This window comes from Kitasatospora sp. NPDC032150 (genome assembly GCF_055579945.1).
Map to the genome: position 1 here is coordinate 55,316 of NZ_JBVIMH010000018.1, position 15,161 is coordinate 70,476.

General features: G+C 73.5%; 13 protein-coding genes. 7 read left to right on the forward strand and 6 right to left on the reverse strand.

What is annotated here, in order from left to right; all coding sequences use genetic code 11:
- Positions 1-208 precede the first annotated feature (208 nt).
- Entirely contained in the window at positions 209-1,291 is a 1,083-nt protein-coding gene (locus tag ACZ5ON_RS21655; protein ID WP_465594960.1) for an alpha/beta fold hydrolase, read from the reverse strand.
- Between the two features lie 109 nt (positions 1,292-1,400).
- On the opposite strand from ACZ5ON_RS21655, the gene ACZ5ON_RS21660 reads away from it, so the two are divergent.
- Positions 1,401-2,126 (forward strand): TetR/AcrR family transcriptional regulator, encoded by a 726-nt coding sequence (locus tag ACZ5ON_RS21660; protein WP_465594963.1) that lies wholly within the window; start codon positions 1,401-1,403, stop codon positions 2,124-2,126.
- Positions 2,127-2,319: 193 nt separating this feature from the next.
- On the forward strand, positions 2,320-3,327 hold the full coding sequence (locus tag ACZ5ON_RS21665) for a TolB-like translocation protein (RefSeq protein ID WP_465594966.1): 1,008 nt from the start codon (positions 2,320-2,322) through the stop codon (positions 3,325-3,327).
- Positions 3,328-3,401: 74 nt separating this feature from the next.
- On the opposite strand, the gene ACZ5ON_RS21670 is transcribed toward ACZ5ON_RS21665, so the two are convergent.
- Positions 3,402-4,064, reverse strand: coding sequence for a response regulator (locus ACZ5ON_RS21670; protein ID WP_465594969.1), 663 nt, complete (start codon positions 4,062-4,064; stop codon positions 3,402-3,404).
- Positions 4,061-5,290 (reverse strand): sensor histidine kinase, encoded by a 1,230-nt coding sequence (locus ACZ5ON_RS21675; protein ID WP_465594971.1) that lies wholly within the window; start codon positions 5,288-5,290, stop codon positions 4,061-4,063. The genes ACZ5ON_RS21670 and ACZ5ON_RS21675 overlap by 4 nt, the downstream gene beginning before the upstream one ends.
- Positions 5,291-5,534: 244 nt before the next feature.
- On the opposite strand from ACZ5ON_RS21675, the gene ACZ5ON_RS21680 reads away from it, so the two are divergent.
- Positions 5,535-7,544, forward strand: coding sequence for a glycoside hydrolase (locus ACZ5ON_RS21680; protein WP_465594974.1), 2,010 nt, complete (start codon positions 5,535-5,537; stop codon positions 7,542-7,544).
- 43 nt (positions 7,545-7,587) lie between these two features.
- Here ACZ5ON_RS21680 and ACZ5ON_RS21685 read toward each other — a convergent pair whose 3' ends face one another.
- Positions 7,588-8,793 carry a glycosyltransferase gene (locus ACZ5ON_RS21685; RefSeq protein WP_465594977.1) on the reverse strand — a complete coding sequence of 402 codons (1,206 nt, stop codon included), beginning with the start codon at positions 8,791-8,793 and terminating at the stop codon, positions 7,588-7,590.
- A gap of 33 nt (positions 8,794-8,826) precedes the next feature.
- The gene (locus ACZ5ON_RS21690) at positions 8,827-9,663 is read right to left on the reverse strand and encodes a MerR family transcriptional regulator (protein ID WP_465594980.1); all 837 of its coding nucleotides are present in this window, start codon (positions 9,661-9,663) and stop codon (positions 8,827-8,829) included.
- Between the two features lie 349 nt (positions 9,664-10,012).
- On the opposite strand from ACZ5ON_RS21690, the gene ACZ5ON_RS21695 reads away from it, so the two are divergent.
- A complete protein-coding gene (locus ACZ5ON_RS21695; RefSeq protein WP_465594983.1) occupies positions 10,013-10,924 on the forward strand; it encodes a TolB family protein in 912 nt (303 codons plus the stop codon).
- Positions 10,925-10,981: 57 nt separating this feature from the next.
- On the opposite strand, the gene ACZ5ON_RS21700 is transcribed toward ACZ5ON_RS21695, so the two are convergent.
- Entirely contained in the window at positions 10,982-11,548 is a 567-nt protein-coding gene (locus ACZ5ON_RS21700; protein ID WP_465594986.1) for a hypothetical protein, read from the reverse strand.
- A 160-nt stretch (positions 11,549-11,708) separates the two neighbouring features.
- On the opposite strand from ACZ5ON_RS21700, the gene ACZ5ON_RS21705 reads away from it, so the two are divergent.
- From ACZ5ON_RS21705 to ACZ5ON_RS21715, 3 genes are all read left to right on the forward strand, one after another.
- On the forward strand, positions 11,709-13,031 hold the full coding sequence (locus tag ACZ5ON_RS21705; protein ID WP_465594989.1) for a serine/threonine-protein kinase: 1,323 nt from the start codon (positions 11,709-11,711) through the stop codon (positions 13,029-13,031).
- Positions 13,032-13,341: 310 nt separating this feature from the next.
- Positions 13,342-14,385 carry a permease gene (locus ACZ5ON_RS21710; RefSeq protein WP_465594992.1) on the forward strand — a complete coding sequence of 348 codons (1,044 nt, stop codon included), beginning with the start codon at positions 13,342-13,344 and terminating at the stop codon, positions 14,383-14,385.
- Positions 14,373-15,146 (forward strand): TIGR03943 family putative permease subunit, encoded by a 774-nt coding sequence (locus ACZ5ON_RS21715; protein WP_465594995.1) that lies wholly within the window; start codon positions 14,373-14,375, stop codon positions 15,144-15,146. Before ACZ5ON_RS21710 ends, ACZ5ON_RS21715 begins: the two co-directional genes overlap by 13 nt.
- The last annotated feature ends 15 nt before the right edge of the window (positions 15,147-15,161 follow it).

Sequence of the window (15,161 nt, forward strand, 5' to 3'; positions counted from 1 at the left end):
CGGGGCGGGCCGGCGGCCCGGCCCCTCACGCGGCGAACGCCGCGTCCGTCGTGGCCGAGAGGCCGAGAGGCCGAGAGGCCGAGAGGCCGAGAGGCCGAGAGGCCGAGAGGCCGAGAGGCCGAGAGGCCGTGCGTGGCCGAGAGGCCGAGAGGCCTTGCGTGGCCGAACCGCCCACCAGGGCGTCGCCTTGTCCGGCGGCCGGCTCCGGTCACCCGACGGCGACGCTCCGGCGGCCGGTCACGACCGGCCGGACCTTGGTCAGCATCAGGTCCAGGAACTGCTCCGGCTGCCGGAACGACGCGAAGTGGGCGGCGTCGCGGATCAGCGCGAAGTCCTTGACCGGGGCCTGCACGTCGTCGAAGAAGCGCTTGGCGAGCTCGGGAGTGGTGAGCACGTCCTGGTCGCCCTGGAAGATGAAGAACGGCAGGTCGAAGGTGGTGCCGTCGGCCCAGTCGTCGAAGGCGGCGGTGGCGGGGACGATCCGCTCGGACAGCTTCATGCCCTTGAAGAAGTACTTCACGTCGCGCAGCGAGTGCAGTGGGGAGAACAGCAGGGACCGCACCACCACGGTCTTCATGGTGTCGAAGGTCAGCGGGTCGCTGGTCACGACCAGCTTGGCGTAGGCGCTGAACTGCTCGGCGGTCCAGGCGGTGCGGTCGGGGCCCGTCCGCTCCACCACGGCGACGTCCTTGGACTTGCCGGCGGCGCGCAGCCGTGCCAGCAGCGCCTGGCGGACGGAGTCGTCCAGGCCGCCGTCGTTGATGTTCTGGTCGGTGCCGACGTAGGCCGAGTACAGCTCGGGGTGCCGGCGGGCCAGCCGCAACCCGAAGACGCTGCCGTAGGAGTTGGCGACCAGGATCACCCGGTCCACCCCCAGGCGGGCGAGGGCGTGCCGGGTGACGTCCAGGGCGTCCTGGCACAGCCGGTCGAAGCTCAGCTCGCCCTGGCCGTCGACGCCGGTGCGGCCGAGGGTCTTGCCGGTGCCGCGCATGTCCCAGCGCACGATGGTGAAGTGCTTCTCCCAGGCGCGGGTGCGCGCCCCGTAGGGCGAGTTGGAGGCGCCGGGGCCGCCGTGGATCTCCAGCATCACCGGGTTGCCCAGGTCCTCGCCGCGGATCGAGATCCAGTGGTCGAGGCCGCCGATGCGGACGAAGCCCCGCTCGTCGATGCCGTTCGGCGTGTCGATCCGCATCAGCCGGGCGTTGCGGGCCTGCCTGATCCGCCGGTACCCCAGCGCCCCGACCACGGGCGTGGCGAGAGCCGCGGATGCCGCGAGAGCGATGCCGAACATGGTTACCCCCAGAAACTGTTTATCTGATACGCAATTGAGTGTATGTTATACACAGTTCTGAGCGGCCGTCAATCATCCGTCCGCAGGACCACGTCGAGGAGGGCCGGCCATGGCCGGGAGCAGGGAGAAGAAGCGCGATCCGAAGGCGAGCCTGGCTCTGCTGTGGGGGGAGCAGGAGCCGCCGCGGCGCGGTCCGAAGCCCTCGCTGACCGCCGAGCGGATCGTGGCCGTCGCCATCGAGATCGCCGATGCCGAGGGGCTGGACGCGGTCTCCATGCAGCGGATCGCGGCCGAGCTCGACGTCACCACCATGGCGCTGTACCGGTACGTCCCAGGCAAGGCCGAACTGGTCGACCTCATGGTCGACTCGGCGCTCGGCACCCCGGTCGCGACCGACGGCATCCCGGACGACTGGCGTTCCCGACTGACCGACTGGGCCCGGCAGTGCTGGGCGAAGTACCGCCGCCACCCGTGGATCCTGACCGCCACCGCGGTGCGCCGGCAGCTGATGGGCCCCAACCAGCTGGCCTGGCTGGACGCCGCGCTGGGCGCCCTGTCGCGGACCGGACTGCCCGCGACGCAGCAGCACGACGCCTTCCTGCTGATCGTCGGTCACATCCGGACCCTCGCCCAGCAGTCCGCCGCCGCGGACGAGGCCGGCGAGGAGGAGTGGAACCGGCTCGAGGCCGACGTTCTGGAGCGCCACGGGCACCGCTACCCGGCGCTGACCGCCGCCATCACCGCCGGGGCCTTCGCCCCGCAGCAGGGCGACCCGCTCGACTTCGGTCTGGAGCGGATCCTGGACGGGATCGCCGCACTGGTCGACCGGGCCTGAGCGTGGCGGGGGGACGCGACCGCGGGGCGGGCGACGCGTCCGCGCGCCGGCCGCCCGGCGCGCGGCCCCTCGCTCACCTCGGCCGGACGGAGCGGCGCCGGCTGTTGCCCGGCTGTGACAGCGGTCGCACCGGTTCCGAACCGGCGTCTGACACTCTGTCTCCTGTCGTACGCAACAACAAGGGGGAACGTTCATGTCCGCTCGCAACCGGCTCGGCACCGTCGCCGCCATAACCCTGGCCGCCACCGCCGGCGCGATGCTGCTCTCCGCCTGCGATCCGAACGCCACCACGGGCACCAACGGCACGCAGAGCGCCGCTCCGTCCCAGTCGGGTGCGGCTCCGGCCCAGTCCGGCGCGGCCCCGTCAGGCGGCGGCCAGGGCAAGCCGGCCGTGAACGGGACGTCCGCGGCCAACCGGCTGACCATCAGCACCGGGACGAAGAACGTGCTGATGAACGGAACCTCGGTCAACTTCGCCACCGACGTCCGGGATCTCGCCTGGTCCCCCGACGGGTCGAAGGCCACGTTCGTCAACAGCAACGGCGACCTGATGGTCGTCGGCGCCGACGGCACCAAGGGGATGATCGTGGCCAAGAACCCCGGCGGCCAGACCTGGTCCCACCCCACCTGGCAGGTGTACGGAGCGGACGCCCAGAACAGCCACTCCGGCAAGCAGAACATCGTCTTCGCCGCCAAGCAGGGCGGTGTGCTCAAGCTGGAGTCGGTCCCGGCCACCGCCGCGAACGGCACCCCGCAGCCGCTGGAGATCGGCAACAGCGAGGAGGACAGCGTCCAGCCGCCGAAGACCGGCAACCAGTGGCCCAACTCCGGCGGCCCGCACGGGACCACGGCCTACGCCAACGCCACCGACGGCCAGGTCTACATCCGGGACGACTACCTGAGGCTGAACGGCGCCGCGATCGCCAAGGGATCCGAGCCCGCGCTGGCGCCCGACGGGCAGACCGTCGTCTTCGTCCGGTCGGTCAAGGGACACGACCACCTCTTCGAGAAGGCCGGCTACGGCACGCCCGAGAAGGACCTCACGCCGAACGCGACCACGGACTTCACCGAGCCGGCCATCTCCCACGACGGCAAGACGGTCGCCGCCCGGACGCCCGACGGCGTCTACACCCTGCCGATCGACGGCTCCGCCGCTCCGACCAAGGTCTCCGGCTACTCCGGCCTGCCCGCCTACCGCTGAGCCCGCCACGCACCCCGAGACCGCCCGGCAAACACGGCCCGCGGCACCGTCCGGTACCGCGGGCCGTGCCGGGTTCAGCGGTACGGCGTCACCAGACCGGCCTCGTAGGCGGCGATGACGAGCTGGACCCGGTCGCGGGCGCCGAGCTTGCTCAGCAGCCGGGCCACGTGGGTCTTGGCGGTGGCCGGGCCGATGTAGAGCTGCTCGGCGATCTCGGCGTTGGACATCCCGCGTCCGACCAGGGTCAGCACCTCGCGTTCCCGTTCGGTGACGCCTTCGAGTGGGCGGAGGCGTCCCCGCACGAGGGTTTCGGGCCGGGCCGCGAAGTCCTCGATCAGACGGCGCGTCACGCTGGGGGCGATCAGGGCGTCGCCGGCGGCGACCACCCGGATCGCCGTGATGATGTCGAGCAGCGCCATGTCCTTGACCAGGAAGCCGGAGGCGCCGGCGCGCAGGGCGGCGTAGACGTTGTCGTCGTCGTCGAAGGTGGTGAGGACCAGGACGTGCGTGCTCCCCCGGCCCTCCGTGATCAGCCGGGTCGCCTCGATGCCGTCCATGCCGGGCATCCGGACGTCCATCACCACCACGTCGGGCCCGAGCTCGCCGACCAGTCGGACCGCCTCGGCGCCGGTGCCGGCCTCCCCCACGATCTCCAGGTCCGGGAGGTCTGCGATGACCATGGTGAGTCCGGCGCGCACCAGCGGCTGGTCGTCGGCGATTACCACGCTGATCGTCATGCCGGCAGCCTCGCCGCCACCCGGAAGCCGCCCTCGGGGCGCGGTCCGGCGCTGAACCGGCCCTTCAGCAGGCCCACCCGCTCGCGCATCCCGGCGATCCCGAGTCCGGCGCCGGCCGGGGCACCGGAGTGCGCGGCGCCGCGCCCGTCGTCGGTGATCTCGATGGCCAGCTCCCCCTCCAGGTACTCCAGCGAGACCCGGCAGTGCCGGGCGCCCGCATGGCGGACCGTGTTGGTGACCGACTCCTGGATGATCCGGAAGGCGGCCAGGTCGGTCTCCGGCGCCAGCGGGCGCCGCTCGCCGAGCCAGTGCACGTCGAGGCTCACCCCCGCGTCCGCCGCCGTCCCGGCCAACCGGTCGACGGCCTCCAGGCCGGCCGTCGGGAGGACGGCCGCCGGGTCGTCGTCGGCCCGGCGCAGCGACACGAGCATCCGCCGCAGTCCGGCCAGCGTCTCCCTGCTGGTCGCCTCGATGGCGTCCAACGCCTTGCGCGCTCCGGCCGGCTGGGTGTCGATGACCAGGCTCGCCGCGCCGGCCTGGATCGCGATGACGCCGATGCTGTGCGCGACCATGTCGTGCAACTCCCTTGCTATCCGCAGGCGTTCGGCCGTCAGCGCCTGAACCGCCACCTGCTCGCGCAGCGACCGGGCGTACTCGCGGCGCTGGCGGACCAGGTTGCCGGCCAGCCTGACCGAGTTCCCGACCAGCCAGGCGATGACGATGCCCGAGGTCATCAGCGCGACGGGCAGCCAGTGACGTGGATCCCAGCTCTGGTTCAGGATCCGCCAGCCGCCGAGCTCGACGGCCAGCGCCCCGATGGCCGCGGCAAGGCCGGTTCGGAGCCTGGGAGTTGCACCCGCCACCGACTGGGGAAGGGTGGCGGCGTGGTAGCAGACCAGGGCGTCCGCCAGTGCCAGCAGGAGCAGCCACGGCCAAGGCCCGAGCACAGTGACCGCCAGCGACTCGGCCAGTACCAGCCCGAGGACCGGGAGCGGCCTGCGGTGGGCCAGTCCGAGGGGTGCCGCCAGTGCGACGGACATCCCCACCCAGGCTGGGCTGCCCAGGTGCAGCCAGGAGTCCGGGTAATCGATGCCCGGCGGCGGGTCGCCCGGCCGGCTGGCGTAGCACAGCAGCGCGAACAGCACGGCCGCGCACCAGCTGAGTGCCGGCCGGCCGGCGTTCGACGTCCGTCCCAGCAGCGGGGGACGCGGCATGGCTTCATCCACGGGCCGATGGTAGCCACGCGATCTTGTGCGGGTCGTCGGCCCACAGGCGTACGCCCGGGAGGCTACGGCGCACCCGCGACGACGGGTCCGGCCGGTCTGCGGCGCGTCCTAGCGCGGGGAGCGGACGGGCGCCGGAGTGGTGGACCGGGGCTGTTCTGCGGCGAGTTGAGCCCGATCCCCCTCCGGGATGCCGCTCATAAGGGAGGCTCTTAACCCGGCGCGCCACGATTCCGGGATGGACTCCATGACATCCCGTCAGTCGGCGGGGAAGCGGCGTCGCCGCCGTACCGCGCTGGCCGCAGCGCTCGTCGTGGCCGGCGCCGGCACGCTGTGCGGCGTGGCCTGGCCGCCGGCCTCCGAGGCGAGCGCCCGACCCGAGATCCGGCTGGACGCCGGGCAGGTCGAGATACCCGTCAGCGGTGGCACGGCCGAGGTGCGGGCCGATTCGCTGGCCGTGAGCGTACGGGCCGACGACGGCGGCGAGCTGACCCTGTCCGCGCCCGCCGCCCAGCCGCTCGGCCGCCCCGGACCCGTCAAGATCTCCGGCAGGACCGCGAGTTGGACGCTGCCCGAACGCGGCCTGTCGGTTACGGCGGCCGCGGAGCAGGGCCGGCTGCGGATCACCGTGCACGGCACCCGGGACGGCTCCACGCTCTCCTGGCCGGTCACCGGTACCGACCGGGCCGCCTCGCAGGTGCAGCTGCCGCGCGGCGAGGGACTCGGCGTACCGGTCGCGGACCCGTTCTGGAACTCGGACTCCACCGGTCTGGCAGGTCACAGCTACGACCTCACCGCCGACCTGACCATGCCGCTGTGGGGCTACACCCTCGCCGGCCACGGCGTCAGCTACCTGGTCCCGCAGCCCGCCGGGAGCTCCGTCGCCTTCGCCTCGGACGGCGGGCGGCTGCACGGCACCGGCGCGCACACCTTCTCCCGGCGCGCGGACACCACCGACTACACCGTCACGTTCGCCCTCACCGACCCGTCCCCGGTCGCGCCCGCGCTGGACTACCGGCGCTGGCTCACCGACCACGGCCGGCTGGTCACCCTCAAGAGCAAGATCGCCGCCAACCCGGAGGTCGGCAAGCTCCTCGGCGCCTTCCACGCCTACACCTGGGGCACCGCCCGGACCGCCCAGGGCGTCGCACAGCTGCAGGCGCTCGGGCTGAGCCGGCTCTGGCTCGGCTACGACGCCGACGGGCAGCCGATGGACACCCAGGCGGTCGCGGCCGCCAAGCGCGCCGGCTACCTGGTCGGCCCGTACGACTCGTTCGCCAACGGCCAGGACCCGAAGACCTCCGACGCGCCGACCTCCTCCTGGCCGTCCCCGGTCTATCCGGACTTCTGCGTCCACGAGCACAGCGGCCAGGTGAAGGCGGGCTTCCACGACCGTGGCTGCTACCTGAGCTCGCAGGCCTTCGAGCAGAGCGCCGAGGGCCGGCGGTACCTGGCCGAGCGCACCGCGCAACTGACCGCCAACGGCGCGGACAGCTACTTCCTCGACGTCGACGCGGCGGGCGAGTTGTTCGACGACTACAGCCCCGCCCACGCCATGAACCAGTCGCAGGACCAGGCCAACCGGCTGGCCCGGATGCGCCGGCTGTCCGGCCCGGACAAGCTGGTCCTCGGCTCGGAGAGCGCCGGCAGCTGGGCCAACCCGGTCATCGCGTTCAGCCACGGCTCGGCCACCCCGGTCGCCGACGGGCTCTGGCCCCTGGAGCGGGACAAGGCGGCCTGGGGCGGCTACGCACCCGCCGGCGCACCGGGCACGTTCTTCAAGCCGGTCACCCTGCCGCCCGACCTCGCCAAGGCCATGTTCGACCCGGTGTACCGCATCCCGCTGTACGAGACCGCGCTGCACGACTCGCAGGTCAACCTCGACCGCTGGGAGCTTTCGTACACCAAGTTCCCCGCTCTGGAGACCGATCGGGCGCTGCTCGCCATGCTCTACAACACCCCGTTGAACCTGGTGCTGGACGGCCCAGCCATCACCGCCCAGGGCAAGCGGCTGGCCGAGCTGCAGCGCTACTTCGCGCCCCTGCACCAGGCCGCCGGCACCTCGCCGATGACCGGCTTCCGCTGGCTCACCCCTGACCACCGGGTCCAGCAGACCACCTTCGGCGACGCGGTACTCCAGGTCACCGCCAACTTCGGCACCACCGCGTACGGGTCCCTCCCGCCCGGCTGTGTCGACGCCACCCTCAAGGGCGGCCGGCCCCAGCGGCTCTGCCCGACGGCCCTCCCCGCGGGGTAGCGCCCGCTCCGGCAGGCAGGGCGACGCCGGGCAGCGCGCGCGGTCAGCCCAGGGCCGCGACCGCCTCGACCACCCGGGCGAGGCCGTCTTCGAAGGAGATCCGGTCGGCCGCGGCCCGGGCGCGGGCCCGGTGCGACGGCTCGCCGACCGCGCGCCGCACCGCGTCGGCGAGCCGGTCCGCCGAGAGCTCGCGGAACGGGACGGGGGCGGTCGCGGCACCCAGGGCCGCCGCCCGGCGGGCCCAGAACGGCTGGTCGGCCATCACCGGGACCGGGACGGCGGGTACGCCCGCACGCAGCCCGGCGGCGGTGGTACCGGCGCCCGCGTGGTGCACCACCGCGGCCGTCCGGGGGAAGAGCCGGGCGTGCGGCAGCTCGCCCACGGTCAGGATGTCGTCGCCCGCCGCCGACAGTCCGGCCCGGCCGGACTGGAGCACACCGCGGACCCCCGCCCGGCGCAGCGCCCGTACGGTGAGCTCGGTCAGCCGTTCGCCCTCTCCGCCGCCCATGCTGCCGAAGCCGACGAACACCGGCGGCGGTCCGGCCTGGAGGAAGTCCTCGACCTCGGCGGGCAGCTCCTCGCCCGCATCGTGCGGCCACCAGTTGCCGACCACCTCTAGGCCCGCCGGCCAGTCCGCCGGGCGGGGCAGCAGGGTCGGGCTGAAGCCGTGCAGGACCGGCCAGGGGGCGCGCTCCCTTCGGCGTGCCTCGCCCGGGCCCAGGGCGGGCAGGCCCAGCCGGGTCCGCAGCTGCCGCACCGCGTCGGTGTGCAGGCGGTCCACCACGTGCAGCGAGAGCCGTCCGGCGGCCCGGTTGCCCCACCGTCCGAGCGACCGCCCGCCGCCGACCACCGGCGGGAACTCCCCGGTGGGCGCGACCGGCTGCAGATAGGCGCCCAGGCAGGCGGCGCCCGTCGCCTCCGCCACGTGCCGGCCCAGCGGGGCGGTGGTGGTGGAGAGCAGCAGCAGGTCCGCGCCCGGCGCGGCAGCCTCGGCGATCCCCTCGCCGAGTGCCCGGATGAACGCGCCCGCGCGGCCCAGCAGGCCCGTCCGGCCCTCCGCGGAGCCGCCCCCGCCGTACGGGTCGGCGGGCAGCGGGCGGAACTCCGCTCCGCAGGACGCCACCAGCGGCGCGAAGGCCTCGGGCACGGCGAGGGCGACCTGGTGGCCGGCCTGCCGCAGACCGGCGCCGAGACCGGTGTAGGGGGCGACGTCTCCGTACGAGCCGGCCGCCATGATCAGGATCTTCACGGTTCTCCTTGCGGGTGGGCTGCCGGCGCGGACTCAACCCGCTTCGCCGTTACCGGCGTCGGCGTGGACGGCGCTGGCGTGACCGGCGTCGGCGTGGACGGCGTTGGCGTGGACGGCGTTGGCGTGGACGGCGGTGTGCAGGAACTGGGCCAGCCCGGGACGCTGTTCGGCCGGGGGCACCACCAGGGCGAAGGCGCGGGCGTCCTCGACGTAGTCGTCGGCGATCCGGCAGTGCATCTCGGGCAGGCAGGGGGCGAACCAGCGGCCGATGTGCTGCCGGTGCTCCTCGGCGAGCGCCCTGGCCCGCTCACCGTCCGACGGCGCGCCCGCGTCGAAGGCGGCGAGCAGCCGCTTCCGCCAGGCGGTCGCCTCGGCCATCAACTGCCGCCAGTCCTCCTTGGTGTGGGCCGCGGCCCGGGCCATCGACTCCCGGTGCGCCTCGCTGCGGCCCCACTTGAGATGGGCGTCGGTGGCGTAGCTGAGGTCGAAGACGACGTCACCGAAGACCTCGAACCGCTCCTGCGGCGTCAGCTCCACTCCCGTCTGCTGGACCGCCATGGCGTGCTCGGCGACCTCGACCAGCTTCTGCAGCCTGGTGACCTGCTCGGTCAACTGCCGGTGGCGTTCACGCAGCTGCTCCAGGACGTCGGCCTGCGGATCCTGCAGGATCGACCCGATCTCCTCCAGGGAGAACCCCAGCTCCCGGTAGAACAGGATCTGCTGCAGCCGGCCCAGGTCGGCGTCGCTGTAGAGCCGGTAGCCCGCCGGGCTGCGGTCGCCGGGCGAGAGCAGCCCGGCCCGGTCGTAGTAGTGCAGGGTGCGCACGGTGACCCCCGCGAAGCCGGCCACCTGCCCGACCGAGTAGCTCATCGATCCACCTCTCGTCGGGTTCAGCCTGCGCCCTGACGTGGGGTCAGGGTCAAGCCGGAGCCGACGCGGGACGGGTCGCGACTGAGCCGGATCTCCCGGTCCGGGCCCGAGGTCCGCCACGCAGGTGCCGAGTGAAGTGCAAGATCCCTGTCCCGAACCCCAGTTGAGCGGTGTTGCACGGCAGTGACAAATAGAAGATCGATTGTGAACGTTCGCCCGACAGAATTTTCACATCGCACAGAGCAGCGACAGCCGAACGGGCAGACCAGAAGAAGAAGCCTGCCGGACCGTGGACGCCGCCCGCGAGCGCCGATCACCGCACCATCGACTTCCCCGGGGGGAACCACTCATGTCCACTCGCTACCGGCTCCGCAGCGCAGTCGCCGTCGCTCTCACCGCCACCAGCGCCGCCCTGCTCATGGTCGGTGCGGCCACCACCGCGAGCGCCGCCACCGCGCCCAAGGGCCTGACAATCAGCAACGGCACCAGGTACGTCGTGATCGACGGCAAGAAGGTCGACTTCGGCGTCCCCGTCCGCGACCTCGCCTGGTCCCCGGACGGTTCCAAGGCCGCCTTCATCGACGGCGCCAACGGCAACCTCGTCGTCGCCAAGGCCAACGGCAGCCACCGGGTGGTCGTCGCCGAGAACTCGGGCCACCAGATCTGGTCGCACCCGACCTGGCAGGTCGCTGCCGCCGACGCCCGGAACCATGTCCCGGCCAAGAACAACCTCATCTTCGCCGCGACCAAGGGCGGCGTCGCCACCCTGCAGAAGGTGTCGGCCACCGCGGTCGACGGCAAGCCGGTCAAGCTTCCCCTGGGCCACTACTCCGGCCCGGACGAGGAGCAGCTGCCGCAGACCGGCAACGTGTGGCCCGGCGCCGGCGGGAAGTTCGGCTCCATCGTCTACGCGAACACCGGCACGGGCGACGTCTACATCCGTGACGAGTACCTGCGCCAGGAGGGCGGCTCGCTGACCAAGGGCTCCGAGCCCGCGCTGTCGCCCGACGGCGACAAGGTCGTCTTCGTCCGCTCCGTCGACGGGCACAACCACCTGTTCGAGCGGGACCTGCACAGCCAGGCCCCGACCGACAAGGACCTCACCCCCGGCGCCAGGAACTACGTCCAGCCGACCTGGTCCCCGGACGGCAGGACCATCGCGGCCCGCACCACCGGCGGCATCGCCACCGTCCCGGCCGACGGCTCCGCCAAGCCGGCCCTGGTGTCCACCCACGCCGGGATGCCCGCCTTCCGTCGCTGACCGAGCCGGGGGGCAGTCAGCGACGGCACCTGGGCCGAGTCGGCCCGGTCGACCGGATCAGTCTCCGGCCGACCGGGTCAACTCGGCCCTCAGCTCGTCCAGGTGGGCGTCCGCTTTGTCGTGCGGAAGGAACTCGACCACGTCGACGAAGCGGAACAGCACCTGGGTGTCGGTGATCGCGTACTCGTAGTCGGCGAAGCCCACCACCGCGCCCATCGAGCCGCGGATCGCACCGCGCACCACGTGCTCGGTCAGCTCGTCCGGCTGGGCGGCGGACGTGCCGCGCCGCGCGTTGGGCCGGGCCAGGTAGGGGCAGACCATCGAGGCGTACAGCATGCAGGCGCGGTGACCCGGCCCCTCCAGGGTCGGCGCGAGGTTGCGGTACGGCCGGCCGGCGGCCAACGCCTCGCCGATCGCGGCGCTCTCCGTGGCGCCCACCACCCGCCACACCGGTCCGCGCGGCATCAGCGTGTTGCAGACCGAACACAGCCGCCCCCGCGCGCAGTCTGCGCTGCGCCCGTAGTCGGTGAGTGCGAACTGCGGCTGGTCGTCGTGCCACGGCGTGATGGCCGGAACGGGATAGCCGCGGATGTCGCGGGGCCTGGCATCGACGGTCGGGGGCATCGGAACGGTGTCAAAGCGCACAGCCCATGCCTATCAGCCGGACCGGGGCGAGCGCACCACCGGCCCCTGACCCGCATCACGGCCGCCCATCCGTCAAGACCGCGTAGCCGGTACCTAATCGAGCTCCGCATCCGCCGGGGTGTGCGGCAGGATGGGCTGCATGACGGCTGGGAGCGGTGAACTGGCGGACCTGCTGCGGCGGACCGGTCTGGAGCTCGTGGACGACGGGGCGACCGTGAACGTGCTTCCGCCGAAGGCGGCTTGGCGCCCGGTCGCGGCCGGGAACGCCCGACCGACGGCCGAGGTGCGGAGCGACCACCCGGATCTCGTCGCCGAGCTCAACGCGCAGTGGCGGCGGCTGGCGACCGAGTACGAAGTGCTCGGCCCCGGCGGGGAGTTCCTGATCGACATCCCCGCCGCCCCGCGCGGCTGGCTGAAGGTACGGCTCACCGAACGCTGGGACCTGGCAGGCGTCCTGGGCCCCGGACCCGGCCGACCGGAGTTCGTCACGCTCTCGCCCGACGGCGACAGCCTGTTGGGCGTGACGACCGAGGAGTACTCGGTCTGGCTGATCGCCGTGGACCGGCTGGGCGCACGGCTCGAGGCCGAGGCCCGGGTGAAGGCCGCCGAGAGCGAGGAGGAACGGACGGACGGCTGGCAGTCCTTCGGCCGCTGGCGGAACGCTCCCTTCCGCCTGCGCCGTGCCTGGCTCGAGGGCCTGGCCGGCAACCCGGCGGCGGACGCCTCCGTCCTGCTGCGGCTGCTGACGGAGGATCCGGCCGAGCGGTTGTGGTCCGCCCTGCTCGACCGGGAACTGCCGCCGGAGGTGGTGGCCGCCTGGCTGGCACACCCCGAGTGGACGGTACGGCGGCGACTGGTGGAGAGCCGGCACCTCGGCGCCGCGGACCGGACCCGGCTGCTGGCGGACGCCGAGGGCGAGGACCGGCCCGTCCTCGCCGTGCTCACCGCCACCATGGGCCAGCCGCTCACCGAGGACGGTTACGCAAGCCTCGCGACGGACGCGGATCCGCGGGTCCGGGCCTCGATCGCGCGCCACCCCGGGCTGCCGGTGCACCTGCTGGCCGCGCTGGCCGCCGACCCCGACTCCCGGGTGCGGGAGTCGGCCGCCCTGCCGCCCCACCCGTGCTCCCGGACACCCGAACCCGCCGGATCCGAGCCGGAGTCAACTGCGGCCGAGGCCGAACTGCGCAGCCGGGACCGGGATCCGGAGATCCGGTACCGGGCGCTTCGGGACAGCCGGCTCTCCGCCGCCTCGGTGGTGCGGCTGCTCGACGACCCGCAGGAGTGGATCCGGAGCGCCGCGGCCGGTGACGCCCGGCTCCCGGCCCGGGTGCTGACCACCCTGCTGCACGACGTCGAGGCCGCCCGCAGCGCCGCCGGGAACCCCGCCGTACCCGTCACCGCCATGCACCACCTGCTGGACCGCGCCGGGGTGGCGCACCCGCCGGCTCCGGAGCGGTAGCGGACGTCCGTCCTGCCCTCGGGCGGGCGGTCACGTCCTGCCCCGGCCACCGAGAGCATCCGGCCGTCCCGGAGCCGGTCGGAGCCTGCGCGGGGTCCAGCCGCGTCCCTCGGGGTCGAGCCCCCGGGTGGCGGCGGTGAACACCTCGTGCGGCGCGGCGGTGGGAGTGCCGGCCACGGCCACCGCGCGGGCGGCGGGCGGCGGCGGGTGTGCCCGCGGCGACCCGGCGGTCGGTGAGCAACAGCGGGCCGCCCGTCCGCCTCGCAACCCTGCCAACTCCCGCAAAGATTCGCCCTCTACACTTCGGCGCGTGGCTACCCCGGGCAGCCGAGCTGCCGATCCGACCGTCGCGCCCGAGCACCCGCCCGAAAGCGGGCCCACCCCACCGTCCAGGGCGACCAGACGCCGTGTCGGCTCCCTGGAACTGGCGGTCGCCGGGATCACGGCGCTGCTGCTCGCACAGCGCCTCACGGGCGGCTGGACCGCTCCCGCCTGGATGCAGACCTGGACCACCGTCTTCGTCGCGATCTGCGTCCAGGCGCTGCCCTTCCTCCTCTTCGGGACGGTGCTCTCCGCCGCCATCGCCGCCTTCGTGCCGGCCTCCTTCCTGCAGCGCGCGCTACCGCGCAACCCGCTGCTCGCGGTGCCGGTCGCGGGCGTCGCCGGCGTGGTCCTGCCCGGCTGCGAGTGCGCGTCCGTACCGGTGGCGGACCGGCTGATCGCCCGCGGCGTGGCCCCGGCGGCGGCGCTGGCCTTCCTGCTCTCCTCGCCCGCGATCAACCCCGTGGTGCTCGCCGCGACCGCGGTCGCCTTCCGGGGGCATCCGGAGATGGTGCTGGCCCGGTTCCTGGCCTCGCTGGGGACGGCCGTGGTGATGGGCCTGCTCTGGGAGCGCTTCGGCCGGCCCGAGTGGCTGCGGCCGAAGGTCCGGCGGGAGGTGCCGCCGGGGTCCGGCCGGTTCGCGGTGTTCCGCGCCACCCTGGAGCACGATCTGCTGCACGCCGGCGGGTTCCTGGTGATCGGCGGGATCACGGCGGCCACCCTCAACGTCCTGGTGCCGCGCGCGGTGTTGAAGGGCGCGGCGGGGCTGCCGGTGGTCTCGGTGCTGGTGCTGGCGCTGCTCGCGGTGGTGCTGGCGGTCTGCTCCGAGGCGGACGCCTTCGTCGCGGCCAGTCTGAGCGTCTTCCCGCCCGCCGCCCGGCTGGCGTTCATGGTGGTCGGCCCGATGGTGGACACCAAGCTGATCGCGCTGCAGGCCGGTACCTTCGGCCGGGCGTTCGCATGGCGGTTCTCGGCCGCCACCTTCCTGGTCGCGATCGCGGCCTCGGCACTGATCGGGTGGTGGCTGCTTTGAGGCGTGAGGTACGCGCGATCCTGCTGGTGCTGCTGGGTACGGCGCTGCTGCGGATCTCGCTGTTCAGCGACAGCTATCTCAGGTACGTCCGGGCGGCCCTGCGGCCGTACCTGATCGCCACCGGCGCCGTCCTGGTACTGCTCGGCGTGGCGAGCGCGATCGCCACCGTGCAGGCCCTGCGCGCCGACCCGGACCAGGCGCACGCCGCCCCGGACGACCACGGCCACGGCGACGACCACGACCACGGGCACGGCCACCACGGCGGCCCCGGGATCGCCTGGCTGCTCACCCTGCCGGTACTGGCCATCGTGCTGATCGCACCCCCGGCGCTGGGTTCGTACACCGCGCAGCGGTCGGAGAGTACGACGGTCAAGCCCGCGGGCACCCAGCCCACCTTCCCGCCACTGCCGGCCGGGGACCCGTTGACCATGACGCTGGGCTCGTTCGACGTCCGCGCCGTCTGGGACACCGCCGCGCCGCTGCGCGGCCGCCGGGTGAGGCTCACCGGCTTCGTCACCGCCGGGAAGGGCGGCGGCTGGTACCTGACCAGGCTGACCATCAGCTGCTGCGCGGCCGACGCGCTGGCGTCCAAGGTGGAGATCCGCGGCGCTGCAGCCGACCCCGCACCAGCGACCGGCAGTTGGGTGGAGGTGATCGGGACCTGGCTGCCGGACGGCAAGGCGGGCGAGCCGGACACCATCCCGCTGCTGACGGCCGCCCAGGTGACCCGGATCCCGGAGCCGAAGGATCCGTACGAGTAGCCGCCGGGCCGGGCC

Excerpts from the sequence above, each read along its gene's own strand:
- ACZ5ON_RS21655 (WP_465594960.1), bottom strand. The coding sequence starts at position 1,291 with ATGTTCGGCATCGCTCTCGCGGCATCCGCGGCTCTCGCCACGCCCGTG.
- ACZ5ON_RS21660 (WP_465594963.1), top strand. The coding sequence starts at position 1,401 with ATGGCCGGGAGCAGGGAGAAGAAGCGCGATCCGAAGGCGAGCCTGGCT.
- ACZ5ON_RS21665 (WP_465594966.1), top strand. The coding sequence starts at position 2,320 with ATGTCCGCTCGCAACCGGCTCGGCACCGTCGCCGCCATAACCCTGGCC.
- ACZ5ON_RS21670 (WP_465594969.1), bottom strand. The coding sequence starts at position 4,064 with ATGACGATCAGCGTGGTAATCGCCGACGACCAGCCGCTGGTGCGCGCC.
- ACZ5ON_RS21680 (WP_465594974.1), top strand. The coding sequence starts at position 5,535 with ATGACATCCCGTCAGTCGGCGGGGAAGCGGCGTCGCCGCCGTACCGCG.
- ACZ5ON_RS21690 (WP_465594980.1), bottom strand. The coding sequence starts at position 9,663 with ATGAGCTACTCGGTCGGGCAGGTGGCCGGCTTCGCGGGGGTCACCGTG.
- ACZ5ON_RS21695 (WP_465594983.1), top strand. The coding sequence starts at position 10,013 with ATGTCCACTCGCTACCGGCTCCGCAGCGCAGTCGCCGTCGCTCTCACC.
- ACZ5ON_RS21700 (WP_465594986.1), bottom strand. The coding sequence starts at position 11,548 with ATGCCCCCGACCGTCGATGCCAGGCCCCGCGACATCCGCGGCTATCCC.
- ACZ5ON_RS21705 (WP_465594989.1), top strand. The coding sequence starts at position 11,709 with ATGACGGCTGGGAGCGGTGAACTGGCGGACCTGCTGCGGCGGACCGGT.